The 15,306-nt window shown below is 64.7% G+C and carries 15 protein-coding genes; 10 read left to right on the forward strand and 5 right to left on the reverse strand.

Annotated elements, in window-relative coordinates; all coding sequences use genetic code 11:
• Positions 1 to 10: 10 nt before the first annotated feature.
• From hemW to rph, 3 genes are read right to left on the reverse strand one after another with little or no spacing between them, the layout of a single operon-like run.
• Positions 11 to 1,231 carry a radical SAM family heme chaperone HemW gene (gene hemW, locus PanNE5_RS16245; RefSeq protein ID WP_261938404.1) on the reverse strand — a complete coding sequence of 407 codons (1,221 nt, stop codon included), beginning with the start codon at positions 1,229 to 1,231 and terminating at the stop codon, positions 11 to 13.
• Between the two features lie 5 nt (positions 1,232 to 1,236).
• On the reverse strand, positions 1,237 to 1,854 hold the full coding sequence (rdgB, locus tag PanNE5_RS16250) for an RdgB/HAM1 family non-canonical purine NTP pyrophosphatase (RefSeq protein WP_150564087.1): 618 nt from the start codon (positions 1,852 to 1,854) through the stop codon (positions 1,237 to 1,239).
• A gap of 2 nt (positions 1,855 to 1,856) precedes the next feature.
• Positions 1,857 to 2,585 (reverse strand): ribonuclease PH, encoded by a 729-nt coding sequence (gene rph, locus PanNE5_RS16255; RefSeq protein ID WP_261938405.1) that lies wholly within the window; start codon positions 2,583 to 2,585, stop codon positions 1,857 to 1,859.
• Between the two features lie 211 nt (positions 2,586 to 2,796).
• Here rph and PanNE5_RS16260 point away from each other — a divergent pair, with 211 nt between their 5' ends.
• From PanNE5_RS16260 to PanNE5_RS16275, 4 genes are all read left to right on the forward strand, one after another.
• The gene (locus PanNE5_RS16260) at positions 2,797 to 3,726 is read left to right on the forward strand and encodes a YicC/YloC family endoribonuclease (protein ID WP_165385319.1); all 930 of its coding nucleotides are present in this window, start codon (positions 2,797 to 2,799) and stop codon (positions 3,724 to 3,726) included.
• A 5-nt stretch (positions 3,727 to 3,731) separates the two neighbouring features.
• Entirely contained in the window at positions 3,732 to 4,409 is a 678-nt protein-coding gene (gene gmk, locus PanNE5_RS16265) for a guanylate kinase (protein WP_017233498.1), read from the forward strand.
• A 90-nt stretch (positions 4,410 to 4,499) separates the two neighbouring features.
• Positions 4,500 to 4,706: a DNA-directed RNA polymerase subunit omega gene (gene rpoZ / locus PanNE5_RS16270; RefSeq protein ID WP_017233499.1), complete on the forward strand. Its 207-nt coding sequence runs from the start codon at positions 4,500 to 4,502 to the stop codon at positions 4,704 to 4,706.
• Between the two features lie 60 nt (positions 4,707 to 4,766).
• Complete coding sequence (locus PanNE5_RS16275; RefSeq protein ID WP_017233500.1) at positions 4,767 to 7,190, forward strand: RelA/SpoT family protein; 2,424 nt, start codon at positions 4,767 to 4,769, stop codon at positions 7,188 to 7,190.
• Between the two features lie 66 nt (positions 7,191 to 7,256).
• Here the strand turns inward: PanNE5_RS16275 and greB are convergent, their stop codons facing one another.
• A complete protein-coding gene (gene greB / locus PanNE5_RS16280; protein ID WP_017233501.1) occupies positions 7,257 to 7,820 on the reverse strand; it encodes a transcription elongation factor GreB in 564 nt (187 codons plus the stop codon).
• A gap of 199 nt (positions 7,821 to 8,019) precedes the next feature.
• Here greB and PanNE5_RS16285 point away from each other — a divergent pair, with 199 nt between their 5' ends.
• A complete protein-coding gene (locus tag PanNE5_RS16285) occupies positions 8,020 to 8,919 on the forward strand; it encodes a pirin family protein (RefSeq protein WP_150564088.1) in 900 nt (299 codons plus the stop codon).
• A gap of 100 nt (positions 8,920 to 9,019) precedes the next feature.
• Here PanNE5_RS16285 and PanNE5_RS16290 read toward each other — a convergent pair whose 3' ends face one another.
• A complete protein-coding gene (locus tag PanNE5_RS16290; protein ID WP_261938406.1) occupies positions 9,020 to 11,542 on the reverse strand; it encodes a cation:proton antiporter in 2,523 nt (840 codons plus the stop codon).
• Between the two features lie 191 nt (positions 11,543 to 11,733).
• Here PanNE5_RS16290 and trxA point away from each other — a divergent pair, with 191 nt between their 5' ends.
• The 5 genes from trxA (at position 11,734) to PanNE5_RS23075 (ending at position 15,262) form a co-directional block, all read left to right on the forward strand.
• On the forward strand, positions 11,734 to 12,585 hold the full coding sequence (gene trxA, locus PanNE5_RS16295; RefSeq protein ID WP_261939862.1) for a thioredoxin: 852 nt from the start codon (positions 11,734 to 11,736) through the stop codon (positions 12,583 to 12,585).
• 32 nt (positions 12,586 to 12,617) lie between these two features.
• Positions 12,618 to 12,995: a cupin domain-containing protein gene (locus PanNE5_RS16300; protein WP_017231675.1), complete on the forward strand. Its 378-nt coding sequence runs from the start codon at positions 12,618 to 12,620 to the stop codon at positions 12,993 to 12,995.
• Entirely contained in the window at positions 12,992 to 13,579 is a 588-nt protein-coding gene (locus PanNE5_RS16305; RefSeq protein WP_017231676.1) for an AAA family ATPase, read from the forward strand. The genes PanNE5_RS16300 and PanNE5_RS16305 overlap by 4 nt, the downstream gene beginning before the upstream one ends.
• Positions 13,580 to 13,689: 110 nt before the next feature.
• On the forward strand, positions 13,690 to 14,835 hold the full coding sequence (locus PanNE5_RS16310; protein ID WP_261938407.1) for an amino acid ABC transporter substrate-binding protein: 1,146 nt from the start codon (positions 13,690 to 13,692) through the stop codon (positions 14,833 to 14,835).
• Between the two features lie 157 nt (positions 14,836 to 14,992).
• Positions 14,993 to 15,262, forward strand: a complete 270-nt coding sequence (locus PanNE5_RS23075) for a hypothetical protein (protein ID WP_410007537.1) — start codon at positions 14,993 to 14,995, stop codon at positions 15,260 to 15,262.
• The last annotated feature ends 44 nt before the right edge of the window (positions 15,263 to 15,306 follow it).

Consider the following 15,306-nt stretch of genomic DNA (forward strand, 5'->3'; position numbering starts at 1 on the left):
TGCCAGGCCGTCACTTCGTGTCGCGCTCGAGGAACATTCCCTGAAGGTCGTTCAGGAAGCGCTGCCCCAGCTCGGTTGGGGCGATGCGCAGCGGGTCGTCGACGAGCAACCCCTTCTCGACACCGGCCGCCAGCGCCTTGGCAAGCCGTGCCATCGGCAACCCGGTGCGATCGGCGAACAGCTCGCTCTTCACGCCTTCGGTCAGCCGCAAGGCGTTGAGCATGAACTCGAACGGCAAATCACGCACGTCGACCTCGTTTTCCTCCTGCACCGCGTTGCCAGCCGCAGCCGCGTCCATGAAGCGCTGCGGATGCTTGTGGCGGATCTGTCTCAGCACCCGGTGCGGGAACGAAATCTTGCTGTGCGCGCCGGCGCCGATGCCGAGATAGTCGCCAAACTCCCAATAATTGAGGTTGTGCTTGGCGCGTCGGTGCGGTTGCGCATAGGCCGACACCTCGTACTGTCCATACCCGGCCAGCGCGGTGCGCTCGGCAATCCAGTCCTGCATGTCGGCGGCCGTGTCGTCGTCGGGCACGGTGGGCGGGTATTTGTGGAACTGTGTGTTCGGCTCCAGCGTGAGGTGATACAGCGACAAGTGCGGCGGCGCGAACGACAACGCCGTCTCCACATCCTGCTGGCACTGCGCCAAGGTCTGGTTCGGCAACGCGAACATCAGATCGAGGTTGAAGTTGTCAAAGTTCGCCTGGGCGATCTCGATGGCATGACGCGCTTCGTCGCCATCGTGAATGCGCCCGAGCGCCTTCAGATGCTCGCTATTGAAGCTCTGAATGCCGATCGACAAACGATTGATGCCGCTTGCGCGGAAGCTGCGGAACTTGTCCGCCTCGAACGTGCCGGGGTTCGCTTCCATGGTGATTTCGGCATCGGCGTCGAGCGGCAGCAGCGCGCGCAGATCCGAGAGCAGGCGGTCCAGACCGGCGGCCGACAGCAGGCTCGGCGTGCCGCCCCCGATGAACACTGTGTGCACGGGACGACCCCACACCAGCGGCAACGCCTGCTCCAGATCCTGACGCAATGCATCGAGATAAGCTTGCTCGGGGAACGCTTGCGCGCCCCCGTCGCCACGCCACTCATGCGAGTTGAAGTCGCAATACGGACACTTGCGCACGCACCACGGAAAGTGCACGTACAACGACATCGGCGGCAGCGCCGGCAGACTGATCTTGCCGGGTCGCAGGAAGTTCTGCACGGGCAACTCGGATTGACTCATGCCGTTCACGCCTCCCGGCCCAGCTTTTCCAACAACACGCGCAGCGCGCGCGCCCGATGGCTGTGCGCATTCTTCACAGCGGGATCGAGTTCGGCCGCCGTCTGATTCAACGCGCGGATGAGAAAGTGCGGATCGTAGCCGAAGCCATGCGCGCCGCGCGGCGTGTCGATAATTTCGCCATCCCAGCGGCCTTCGGCAATGATCGGCTGCGGATCTTCGGCGTGACGCACCAGCACGAGCGCGGCGAAGTAGTATGCGTCGCGATAACCGGGGGTGTCGGCGTGCGGCGCGAGTTGCTCGATCAAGTGGCGATTGTTCGCGGCATCCGATTTCTCGCGTCCGGCGCGTGCCGCGTAGCGCGCGGAATACACGCCCGGCGCGCCGCCGAGGATCGGCACGCACAGACCGGAGTCGTCCGCCAGCGCCGGCAGCCCCGTCGCGGCCGACGCATGACGCGCCTTCGCCAGCGCATTCTCGACGAAGGTCACATGGGGCTCGTCGGCTTCGGACACGCCGAGCATTCCCTGCGGTACCAGCTCGATGCCGAGCGGCGCGAACAATGACGCGAACTCGCGCAACTTGCCCGGGTTGTTCGACGCCAGCACGATCTTCTGCATGCCCATCCTCAGACTCCGAGCGCGCGCTTCTGGGCGTCGATCAACTGACGAATGCCGGCGTCCGCCAGATCGAGCAGCACGTTGCTTTGCGCACGGGTGAACGGCGCGCCTTCGGCCGTACCCTGAATTTCCACGAAGCCGCCCTCGCTCGTCATGATGACGTTCATGTCGGTGTCGCACGCGGAATCTTCGACGTAGTTCAGATCGAGCACCGGAGCGCCCTGATACAGCCCGACCGAAACGGCGGCGACGTGCGCGCGAATGGGCGACGTTTCGAGTTTGCCGTCGGCGAGGAGTTTCGAGACCGCGTCGTGGGCAGCGACGAAGGCGCCGGTGATCGAGGCGCAACGCGTGCCGCCGTCGGCCTGGATGACGTCGCAATCGATCTGGATGGTGCGCGAGCCGAAGGCCTCGAGGTCGAACACGGCGCGCAGCGAGCGGCCGATCAGGCGCTGGATCTCCTGCGTGCGTCCGCTCTGCTTGCCGCGCGCGGCCTCACGATCGCCGCGGGTGTGCGTGGCGCGCGGCAACATGCCGTACTCGGCCGTGAGCCAACCCTGGCCGGAGTCGCGCAGGAAGCCCGGGACTTTCTCTTCCACGCTGGCGGTGCAGATGACCTTGGTATCGCCGCATTCGATCAGCACCGAACCTTCGGCGTAGCGGGTGTATTGGCGGGTGATGCGCACGGGGCGCAATGCGTCGTGCGCACGGCCGTCCGGGCGGGGAATTTGCGTCATGAGTGAGTGTCCTGCAAGGTGAATGGGTGCGGCAATACCCGAATGGTATCGCTAAACGCCGCAGGCTTGGCGGCGCGGCCCGGCAGCGCGGGCCGATTCGGGAGCACAACGCTGGAAAGTGCGATAATCGCGTTTCATCCATGCATGCGAATCCGGTTGCTGCATTGCCTCGCGACAATACTGCCGCGCGGCTGTGGTTCCGGTCACCCCGATGAAAGACAATAATATTTTCAGTATGACCGGCTACGCCAGCGTCACGCGCGACATTGCGCATGCCGATGGTGCCGCAGGCGCGAGCGTGTCGGTCGAATTACGTACGGTCAACTCGCGTTTCCTCGATCTGGCATTCCGTATGCCCGAAGAGGCGCGTGCCTGCGAACCGGTACTGCGCGAAGCGCTCACCGGCAAGCTCTCGCGCGGCAAAGTCGACATCCGTATCAACGTGCAGCGCCCCGAGAATGGCACGAACGGTGCCCTCAATCTCGATGCCGTCAAACAGCTCGCCGATCTTGAACGGCAAGTGCTCGCGTGCTTCCCGGATGCCGAGCGCATGCGCACCGGTGAGATCCTGCGCTGGCCGGGCGTGCTCGGCGAAGAGTCGGTCACGGCCGACGCGCTGCGCGATGCCGTGATCGACGCCGGACGTGCCGCCATTGGCGACCTCGTCGACGTGCGCAAGCGCGAAGGCGCTCAGCTCAAGGCAAGCCTCATCGAGCGCATCGAGTTCATGGAGAAGATCCTCGTGGGCCTGCAGCCGATGGTGCCGGAGCTGATCGCACGTCATCAACAGAAGATCGTCGACCGACTTCTGGAAGCGCTGGGTCTTGTGGTGCCGGAAGGTTCCGCCGCGCCGAGCAAGGACGAAATCGCCGAGCGCATTCGTCAGGAAGTCACGATTTACGGTGTGCGCATCGACGTCGCGGAAGAACTTACCCGACTCGACGCCCACCTGAAGGAAACCCGCCATATCCTCGACAAGGGGGGCTTGGTGGGCAAACGGCTGGACTTCATGATGCAGGAGCTCAATCGCGAAGCGAACACGCTCGGCTCGAAGGCCGCCTCGAAGGAACTCGCCGATGCCTCGATGGCGCTCAAGCTGTACATCGAGCAGATGCGCGAGCAAGTGCAGAATCTGGAGTAAGCCGCATGTCCGCGTCATCGCCAATCCCGCAAGCTACCCTGCACGCCGAGTATCCCGGCAATCTGTTCATGGTGGTCGCCCCCTCGGGGGCGGGCAAGTCCACGCTCGTCAACGCGCTGCTCGCGCAGGACGCCGACATCTGCCTGTCGATCTCCAGCACCACGCGCGCGCCGCGTCCGAATGAGGAAGAGGGCGTGCATTACCACTTCATTTCGGTCGAGCAGTTCCTGGCAAGCCGGAAGGCCGGCGAGTTCCTGGAAAGCGCCGAAGTGCACGGCAACTATTACGGCACGTCGCGCGTATGGATCGAGGACCAGATGCGTGAAGGTCGTGACGTGTTGCTGGAAATCGACTGGCAAGGCGCACAGCAGGTGCGCAAGCGCTTTTCGAACGCGGTTGGGATCTTCATCCTGCCGCCGTCCATCGCGGCGCTCGAGGAGCGCTTGAAGAAGCGTGGGACGGACGAGCCTAATGTCATTGCGCGTCGTCTGTTGGCGGCCGGCGGCGAAATCGCCCACGCGCCCGAAGCGGATTTCATCATCATCAACGACGAATTCCAGCGCGCGCTCGATCAACTGCAATCGGTGTTCACCGCCGTGCGTCTGCGCTTCGCGTCGCAGTATGCGCGGCACCGAACCTTGTTCACCGACCTGGACATTCACGCACCGAACGATCCCTCGTAACACCCTCGCATTCGCCGAGCGCGCTGGCGTTTTTCGCGAGCGTGCCGCGGCTGCGATAGAATACGCCTCATATCAAGAAGGAAACTCCTTATGGCCCGAATTACCGTTGAAGATTGCCTGAAACGTATCCCCAATCGCTTTGAGCTGGCGCTCGCCGCGACGTACCGCGCGCGCCAGTTGGCGCAAGGTCACACGCCGAAGCTCGAGAACAACAAAGACAAGCCGACCGTTGTCGCGCTGCGCGAAATCGCGGCGGGTCAGGTGGGTGTCGAGATGCTCAAGAAAGTGCCGCTCTGATCGGGAGACAGCACTGATGCGATGTGACGTTCCGGGCCGCTCGACGATGCAGGTACACGTATGAGTCATGCAAAATCACCGGCCGCGTCCATCGCTGCGGATGAACCCAAAGCGGGGGAGCCGAAGCCCGAGCGTAAAAAGAAAAAGGGCGAAAGCGCCACGCGGCAGTACATTGACGCGCTGCTCGAGCAGTCGTATCGGCACCTCTTCGGTCCGACGGCGACGCCAGAGCAGCCGCGCAAGCATGAGGTCGTCTCGATCGCCCGTCTGAAGGGCATGCTTGGGGAGTACCTCAAGGAGAGCGACCTCGCGCAAATCAAGGAAGCTTTCCAGTTCAGCGACGAAGCCCACCTGGGCCAGTATCGCCAGAGCGGACAACCCTACATTACCCATCCCGTCGCCGTTGCCGAGATCTGTGCCGAGTGGAAGCTCGACGCGCAGTCGATCATGGCCGCCTTGTTGCACGACGTGATGGAAGACCAGGGCGTGACCAAGGCCGAACTCGCCGAGCGATTCGGCCCGAAGGTCGCGGAACTGGTCGATGGTCTGTCGAAACTCGACAAGATGGAGTTCAGCAGCCGCGAAGAGGCGCAAGCCGAGAGTTTCCGCAAGATGCTGCTGGCGATGGCGCGCGACGTTCGTGTCATTCTCGTCAAGCTTGCGGACCGGCTGCACAACATGCGCACGCTGGGCGTCACGTCGACGGAGAAGCAGCGCCGTGTGGCGCGCGAGACGCTCGATATCTACGCGCCCATCGCGCACCGCCTGGGCCTGAACAATACTTACCGCGAGCTGCAGGATCTGAGCTTCGCGAATTACCATCCGCGTCGCTACGCCGTGCTCGACAAGGCCGTGAAGGCCGCGCGCGGCAACCGGCGCGAAGTGGTCGGCAAGATTCTCGACGCCGTCGAGAAAGCGCTCACGGAAGGTGAGGTAAGTGCCGACGTTTTCGGTCGCGAGAAGACGCTCTTCAGCATCTACAACAAGATGCAGGAGAAGCAATTGTCGTTCTCGCAGGTGCTCGACGTGTACGGCTTCCGCGTCGTCGTCGAGTCCAATGCGCAGTGCTACCTCGCGCTCGGCGTATTGCACGCGCTCTACAAGCCGGTGCCGGGCAAGTTCAAGGACTACATTGCGATCCCGAAGGTCAACGGCTATCAGTCGCTGCATACGACGCTCGTCGGCCCCTTCGGCACCCCGATCGAATTCCAGATTCGTACGCGCCGCATGCATGAAATTGCGGAAGCGGGCGTAGCCGCTCACTGGCTATACAAGAATGGCGGCGCGGATATGAACGATGTGCAGAAGCACGCGCATCGTTGGCTGCAATCGCTGCTCGACATCCAGAGCGAGACCGGCGATTCGACCGAATTCCTCGAACACGTCAAGATCGACCTGTTCCCCGATGCCGTCTACGTCTTCACGCCGAAGGCGCGCATCATGGCGCTGCCGCGCGGTGCCACGGCGCTCGACTTCGCGTATTCGGTCCACAGCGACCTGGGCAATCAGTGTGTCGCCGTCAAGATCAACAACGAACTGCTGCCGCTGCGCACCGAACTGAAGAACGGCGACATCGTGGAAGTCATCACGGCGCCGTATTCGAAGCCGAACCCCGTCTGGCTTGGGTTCGTGCGTACCGGCAAGGCGCGCTCGGCGATTCGCCATTACCTCAAGACGATGCGCTTCGCCGAGTCGGTGCAACTGGGCGAACGGCTGGTGGAGCAAGCGCTCAAGGGCTACGGCCTGACAATGAGCGAAATTTCGCCGGAGACCTGGGACAAGCTCGCACAGTGGACGGGCAACAAGGATCAAGAGGATATCTTCGCGGACATTGGTCTGGGCCGTCGGGTCGCGGCGGTCATGGCCAAGCGCCTCGCGGTGCTCTCGTCGGGCAAGGAAAGCGAGAACGACACCGACAGCCCGGACGATCCGGACTCCCCGCGTAACGGCGACGAGACGGTCGGGCCGCCGGTGCTCATTACTGGCACGGAAGGCATGTCGGTGCAGTTCTCGGCGTGCTGCCGCCCGATTCCCGGCGACGCGATCATGGGGTATATCGGCATCGGGCTGGGTATGGCGATCCACACGACCGATTGCCCGGTCGCGCGTCGCATTCACCGCAAGGACCGAACCCGCTGGATCGATGTGGCGTGGTCCCCGCAGCCGGGGCGTCTGTTCGATGTGGGCATCAAGGTGCTCGTGCGTCACAATCGCGGCGTGTTTTCGCGAGTGGCGGCCGACATTACCGCCTCGGACGCGAACATCGTGCACATTGGCATGGATGAAGTGGTGCCGGACGAATCGGCAACGCTGCGCTTCCTCATTCAGGTGAGCGACCGCGTGCATCTGGCCAACGTCATGCGCCGCATCCGCGTGAATCCGGATGTGATGCGCGTGGCGCGCGAGCGACCGAGCGAGCGCCATCAGGAAGAGCTGCACGCCAATCACGCCATGCGCATCACGCGCGAACGCGGCGACTACTGACGCGCGGGCCGGTGCCCCCGTCGAACGGGCGCGCGCCGGCACACACCGCCTGGATGGCCTGATTCGCTAGCCGTCCGACGGCGGGTAGTGCACGTCCAGGATCTCGATCTGTTCGAGCCCGGCCGGCGTGCGCAGCGGCACGGTGTCGCCCACTTTCGCTTTGGTGATCGCGCGGGCCATCGGCGAAATCCAGCTCACATATCCCCGGTCGAGATCGACTTCGTCGATGCCGACGATCCTGATCGTGTGCTCGTCGCCCTTGCCGTCGGCATAGGTCACTTGGGCCCCGAAAAACACCTGATCGACGTTCTCCTGACGCCGCGTATCGACCACCTCGGCGTTATCGAGGCGTCGCGTAAGAAAGCGGATACGCCGATCGATCTCGCGCAAGCGCCGCTTGCCGTAGATGTAATCGCCGTTCTCCGAGCGGTCGCCGTTGGACGCCGCCCACGACACGATCTTCACCACCTCGGGGCGTTGATTGTCGATGAGGTCGAGCAATTCGTTCTTCAGACGTTGATAGCCCGTCGGCGTGATGTAGTTCTTGGTGCCCGCGGGAATGTCCGGGGTGCCGGCGTCGAGATCGTCATCGTCGTCGCCACTGTCTTCCTTGACAAAGGCTTTGTTCATAAGTCGATGCACGCGCTGCGCGCGTGTGGGGAGCGTTTCGGGATCCCTGCATTATAGGAGCGATGCGCATCGTCCATGGGCGCAGGCGCGAAAAGCCGCTCGGCAATCATGCACAGGTGTCATGGAGCGAGCCGGCAATGTCCTCTACAATCGGTTCACATTCGCCCCATTGCCCATCCGAACGCAGGAGAGCTGCACCATGACCGATTCCACCAGCCCCTTCCTCGCCGTGCTCAAGCCGCACCTGAGCGACATCGGCGCCTTTACCGTGCAGCGCAGTCTGCCCAGTCTGCCGTTCAAGACGGTCGGGCCGTTCATTTTCTTCGACCACATGGGGCCGGCCACGCTGTCGCCGGGCCAGGGCATGGACGTTCGTCCGCACCCGCACATTGGGCTGGCGACGGTCACGTATCTGTTCGACGGCGAGATCTGGCATCGCGACAGTCTTGGCAGCGATCAGCGTATCACCCCGGGCGCGGTGAACTGGATGACGGCGGGGCGCGGCATCGTTCATTCCGAACGCACGCCGCACGATGTGCGCGAGCGCGGCGGCGACGTTCACGGGATTCAGACGTGGGTGGCCCTGCCGCAGGCCGACGAGGAAACCGAGCCGTCGTTTGCGCATCACGAGGCGTCGTCGCTGCCGGACATCTTCCTGCCCGGCGTGCATATGCGCCTGATTCTCGGCCAGGCGTTTGGCCAGACGGCGCCGGTGAAGGTGTTTTCGCCGATCTTTTATCTGGCTGTCGATATGGCGCCGTGCTCGGCGTTCGTGCTGCCGCCCGAGTATGCGGAGCGCGCCGTGTACACCGTGCAGGGCGAGGTGACGGTGAACGACGAGGTGCTGCCCGAACATCGTATGGGCGTGCTCGCTCAGGGCGCGGATATGCGTATTGTGGCAGGCGACCAACCGGCGCGATTGATGCTGCTCGGCGGCGCGCCGCTCGACGGCGATCGGTTCATCTTCTGGAACTTCGTATCGTCGAGTCGCGAGCGCATCGAACAGGCCAAGGCCGCCTGGACGGCCCAGCAGATGGGCACGGTGCCCGGCGAGACGGAGTGGATTCCGCTGCCGGAGCGAAAGCCGTCGGCTAACTAAGCTTCGTTGGCGCGTCTCGACGCCGGTTGCCGAAACGTTCGGCCGCCGGCGTTTTTATTCGGGGACGTGGGCGCTGGTGGGCAATGCCGCACGGCCCACCTCACGCGCTCAGCACGATGACCGAGCACCGGCGGTCTTCCAGCAGACGGTGCGAGACGGCGCCGAAGTTGAGGCGGTCGCCGAAGCGGGGTTGCACGCCGAGCACCAGCAGATTGTGTTTGCCGTGATGGATCTGGTGCAGCACGGCTTCGTCGACCTTCCCGCCGGCGAGCAGACGGGTGCGAAGCTTCACACCGTTGCGCCTGGCCAGCGCATGCAGGTTCTCCATCATGGCGGCTTCGGCGGCATCAGGCTTCAGTACGCGTGGGCGCCAGCGCCGATGCAGCATGCCGGGCGCAACCCGCGCGGACACGTGGAGCGCCGTGACGGGCGCGTTCGCCGCGCGCGCCAGCGTGATCGCGAGTTCGGCCGCGTGCCGCGAGTAGTCGGTGCCCGATACGGGCACGAGGATGTTGAGCGGCGCATCGGGCTTGCGCGCATGCTCGCCGTGGGCCAGCACAATGCCGATCGCGCCATCGAACGCCTTGGTGAGCGGCAGCACGCCCGTGGGCAAGGGCAGCGGCGGGACGTCGGAATCCGTCTCCTCGCCCGGGGCGTCGAATCCGGCGATCACGAAGCCGTAGCCCTTGGCGATTTCGTCGGAAATGCGATTGGCTTCGTGGCTGCGGTCGGGTTGCAATGCTTCCTGCTCGCGCGCCGCGTCCGACGGATCGCTCGCCACGAACGCGCCTGTCTCGGTCGCGTTGCTCACGCGCTTGTCGTCGTGCGCTTCACCCACCGGTTCATGTTTCGGGGCGCCATGATCGTTCGACGCGTCTGCCGATGGCACCTTGCCGGCGCTCTCCTTGACAGGCCCATGCGGCAAATCCGGCGTCTTCTGCGGCGCCTTGCCCGTGCGCTCGCGCAGCACCAGACGCGCCGCCTCGCGCGCCTTGTCGGCGCCTGAATCGTCTTCGACCCCCGGTGTGCCGGGCGCGCGTGGCGCCGCCAGTGTGGCGGCCGCGAGCGCGATATCGTAGGCGTCGCGCCCGTCGCTTTCGCCGTCGGCCGCGTGGGCGGGTGTGTCCTGGCCGGCTGGCTTGTCCGAGGCTTCAGAGGGCTCGCGGGTGTCACGCGCCGCCGCGCCGTCGTTCGTCTTGGTGGGCGATGGGGCGAGTACGGTCGTCAGTGTGCCGCGCACGCCGGCCGTCAGCCCGGCGATCCATGCGGCGAAGCGCCCGTTGGCGCTGCCGTCCACGGCGGCCAGAATCCGTTCGACGTTCGGCAGGAAGTCCTTCTCCTCGGCCGCCTCTTTCTCGAGCCGCGCTTTCTCCTGCGCCGAGAGCGGAATGCGCACGAGTGCCCGTCGCAGCACAGGCGGCATGATGAGTGTGGTGATCAGCGCCATGACGACGACCATGGTGAACAGGTCCTGGCTGAGCACGCCCAGCGAAAGCCCGATGCTCGCCACGATGATCTCGGTGGAGCCGCGCGCGTTCATGCCGGTCGCGAGTGCCAGCGCTTCGGCCGACGACATGCCGCCCAGGCGCGCGCCAGCGAAGCCGCCGGTGAATTTGCCCACGCTCGCGATCAGGATCAATCCGGCGACCAGACCGAGCATGCGCCAGTCGAGCAGGATCGTCAGATCCACCGACAGGCCCGCAACCCCGAAGAACACCGGCGCGAAGAGCGCAACGATCAACCCGCGCAGCTGTGCCTCGATCTGTTCGGTGAGAATTGGCGACTGCCCAATCATGACGCCGGCCATGAACGCGCCCAGGGCGGTATGCACGCCGAGCTTGTCGGTGGCGAGCGCCAGCACGAAGGTGATGACGAGAATCGCGCTGAGCGCGGGCATCTCGGCGGTGAAGCGATCATTGGTCCAGCGAATGGCGACGGCCACGGCACGTTTGCCCACGGTGAAGCACAGCACGATGAACAGCAACGTGCCCCCCAGGCTGATCGACAGATGGCCGAGATCGATCGAGCCGCTCGCCCCCAGGCCGGCGATGGCAGCGATGATGATCCAGCCGGTGGTGTCGTCGAGAATGGCGGCCGCCAGGATGATCTGGCCGATGTTGCGGCGCAGATAGTCGACTTCGCGAATGACCGTCGCCACGACTTTGACGGACGAGATCGACAGCGCGGTGCCGAGGAAGAGGGAGGTGACCAGCCGGGCCTCGGGATGCGGCAGGAGATCGTCGGGTAGATGCCAGCCAAGCGCAAAGCCGCAGGCGAAGGGGACCACCATGCCGCCGGCCGACGCGAAGATGGCCATTCGCTTCATGCGGCGAACGAGGCCCAGATCGGTTTCCAGCCCGGTGGAAAGCAGCAGTAGCAGTACGCCCAGTTCGGCGACCGCGTCGAGCATCCTTTTCTGCGCTTCGGTATCGGGAAAGACGGCGTGCTGCCAGGCGGGCATCAGGGCGCCGAAGACGGACGGGCCGAGCAGCACGCCGGCCAGCAACTGCCCCATGACCGCCGGCTGGCGCAGGCGCTGCATGACCTCGCCCAGCAATCTGCCGACAAGGACCAAGAGGAGTAGTTGGGTGAAGAAAATTGCCGTGCCATGGCCTGCGTGCATGTGCCTCCCTGCAAGTCGTCCGACAGGTGGGACGACGCACGGCCGGGTCGGGAACCCGGCGCGCGCATGCGCGTCCGTACCGATTTGCCCAGTTTTGCGATTACCATGCATACCATGCGTCAAGCGGGCGGCTGCATTCGATGAGTGACGGCCACCGTCCACGCAATTTACCACGCTCGATAGGACCTATGATCGATACCCAACTCGCCAGTTTCGATGCCGACGTGCTGGCCGTCTCGCATCAAGTGCCGGTGCTCGCCGATTTTTGGGCGCCGTGGTGCGGCCCGTGCAACGTGCTCGGACCGTTGCTGGAAAAGCTGGAAGCCGAAGCGCAGGGTCGCATTCGTCTCGTGAAGATCAACGCCGATGAGAACGCGCAGCTTTGCGCGGAGTATGGCGTGCGCAGCCTGCCGACGGTGGTCGCCTTCGTCGACGGCGAGCCGGTCGACCAGTTCGTAGGCGCCTTGCCCGAGGGGCAGTTGCGCGCGTTCATCGATCGGATCGTGCCGAATCCGGCGGAGATGGCGCGCCGCGTGGCGCGCGAGGCGTTGACGGCAGGTAAGCCCGAGGTCGCGCGCGACGCGTTGCAAGCCGCGCTGGCGCTGGATCCCGCGCATGACGAAGTGCGTCTCGATCTGGTCGACGTGCTGCTCGGCATGGGCGAGGTCGACGGCGCGCGCGCGGAGCTGACGCTGCTCTCGCCGCGCACGGCGGCCAGTGGCGACGCTCGCATCGCCGCGCTGAGCACGCGCATTGCCGCCGCCGAGCAGGCGAGTCATCTGCCGCCCGCGCAGGCGCTGCTTGCGCGCGTGCAAGCGGATCCTGACAATCTGCAGGCGCGGCTCGATCTTGCCAACCGCTATCTGGCGGATCGCACCTACGAACCGGCATTGCAGGCGTTGCTGGACATCGTGCAGCGCGACCGCGCGTTTGGCGACGACGCCGCACGCAAGTCGATGCTGGCCATCTTCGATGCGCTCTCGGAGACGGACCCGGCCACGGTGGCCGCGTGGCGCCGCAAGCTGAGCGCGGCGCTCAATTGAGTCCACTTTGTTGACATTTTTTCCTAACGCTGATGACTGCTCCCGCTCTGATCACTTTCGCACCCGCCCAGGCGGGTGAAGCCATCTTCGACCACCCCGCGCAAGCGCGTCGCCTCGAAGGCAATCCGCAACGGGTGACGCGACCGTTCTACACGGACGCGCTGGGCGAGTTCGATTGCGGCGAATGGACGTGCGAACCCGGCGCGTGGCGCATTGCCTTTGGTCCGCATCGTCAGGAATATTTTTCGGTGATCGAAGGACGTATTCGCATCAGCGACCTCGACGGCAACGCGTCGGAGTTCGGGCCGGGGGACGCCTGTGTGATTCCGGCGGGCTTCGAGGGCGTGTTCGAGGTTGTCGAACCGGTGCGCAAACACTTCGTGATGTTCGAGCGCAAGGCGCAATCATGAGGCGCCTCATTTTTTTCTGCGGTCACGCCGGGGCGGGCAAGACGACGCTGGCGAAGCGCCTGATCGGCCCGCTGATTGCGCGCAGTGGGGAAGCGTTTTGTCTGCTCGATAAAGACACGCTTTATGGTGCTTACAGTGCTTCGGTGATGGGCGCGTTGACGGGCAATCCGAATGACCGCGACAGTCCAGTGTATTTGCAGACGTTGCGCGACCCCGAGTACGCGGGACTGCTGGACACGGCGCGCGAGAATCTTCGTCTCGGGGTGAACGTGCTGGTGGTCGGACCGTTCTCGCGCGAGTTGCGCGAAGGGCGGTTGTTCGATCGCGCGTGGCTGGGTGTCGATGACGACGTGGGCGTGCATGTGGTCTGGGTCGAGCTCGGCGAGGCCGATGCGAAGGCGCGCATCGTGAGCCGAGGCAATCCGAACGACGCTTATAAGCTGGCGCATTGGGACGATTACCGGCTGCGCCGGTTCTCGCCGTCCGCCGAGGCGTTCCCGCAGCTGGCGCGCTACGACAATACCGCGCCGACGGCGGAAGACGACGAGCGTCTGCTGCAAACGTTGCTGGTGCAGACTCGCTGATATTCGAAATACGTTCCTAGGGAATTGTCCGAAAAGGGATTCCCGCGAGGAAGATCGGGGCAGGGCGTTGCTAAGGTACGGACACTTTTCGCTCTGTCCCCGCCTCGATCATGTTCCTGCCACCTTGCTGGTTGTCATCGTCTGCGGCCCGTGTCGCAGGTATTCTGCGTTCATTCCTGTACCCATTCCTGCGCTGGGTGCTGACGGCGGCGGCCGGGCTGGCGCTCGTCATCCCGGCGGTGGCCCCCGCAGGCGAGCCGCCAGTGCCCGGGCTACCGCGGGTGAGCACGGCGGCGATCCCGTGGTCGATAGCGGACTCGGCCGCGGCGTCGGGCGACGGCACGGCGGTGCTCGCCGAGATTACCGAAGCGTCCCCGACGATGGCACGCATTCGCGAACGCGGACGCATCGTGCTGGGCTATCGGCAAACGGCGGTTCCATTTTCTTATGTGGATGCGCAGGATCAGCCAATGGGGCTGGCGTGGGCGCTGTGCCAACGCGTTGTGCAAGCGTTGCAACGCGAAATGGCGATGCCCGACCTGCGCATTACCCCCGTGCGCGTGATCGAGCAGATGCGCGGGCCGCTGATCAAGGGGGATGCCATCGACATCGATTGCGCGCCGTCGACCGTCACGGCCGCGCGCGAGCGACAGGTGGCCTTCAGTCTGCCGTATTACGCCGCGAATGTCCGCCTCATGGTTCGGCAGGGCGCCGGGATTCGTTCGATCGACGATATGCGAGGATTGCGGCTGGCCGTGGTGCAAGGCACGACCGCCGAGCGGCTGGTGCGCGCCCGGCACGCGCGGGCAGGCTTTCAGCTCTTGATGGCGCGCGACTACGACGACGCGTTTCGTATGCTGCGCGAGCATCGCGCCCAAGCGCTCGCGCTCGACGACGTGCTGCTCGAAGGCCTGCGCGCCACCAGCAAGTCGCCTGACGCTTTCCGTATCGTCGGACCACCGCTGGCGACTCAGCCCGAGCACTACGCCCTCGCGCTGCCCAAGGACGATCCGGCGTTCAAGACGCGTGTCGATGCCGCACTCGCGGACATCTTCCGCAGCGACGGCATGCGGCAACTCCAACGCGAGTCGCTTCAGACCGCCGTGCCGCCTTTTGGGCATGTCCTCCGGGTCGTCCCGTCGCCCGACGTGCTCGCGATTTGGGAAGCCGGGGCGCGTTACGGGGTAAGCGCTGACGGCATCACCCACGCCCCGGAGCACGACACCTCCGCTGCGTCTTCCTCCCCACGCGGCTGACTCGCCTCGGGAATCCACTCGCGCCCCCTCCCTCAAGACGCGATATCGCCCCTCCTCGACGGACCGAGGCCCCTTTCCGCTTCTCAGACATAAACCCAACTCGCTGCAGAAAGGGGCCCCGGTCCGTCTCTTCCCCGCCCGCGATCACGGCGAGTCGATGTTGACGCTGAAAACCGGCCGCGCCAAAGCCTTCGCCCTGGACGACGTGCTGCTCGCCGGTCTGCGCGCCACCGCGCGCAAGCCAGGCGACTTTGTCATTGTCGGTGGGCTTTTTGTATTGTCGGGGCGCTGTTTTTACGCGTTGTTTACACCCCGTTTATCCCTTTTATCTCCGTCTTTACGCGTCGATCCGTATCGTTCAAGGCACGGCTGGCATGCGCATGCAAGGGCGCGTCGCGTCCGTGGCGTGCCAGCCGCCACACGATAGGGAGTTGTCATGGACTGGCTATATCTCGGCGTCATCGCGGTGTT

It is taken from the genome of Pandoraea sp. NE5 (assembly GCF_024363545.1).
GTDB lineage: Bacteria > Pseudomonadota > Gammaproteobacteria > Burkholderiales > Burkholderiaceae > Pandoraea > Pandoraea cepalis.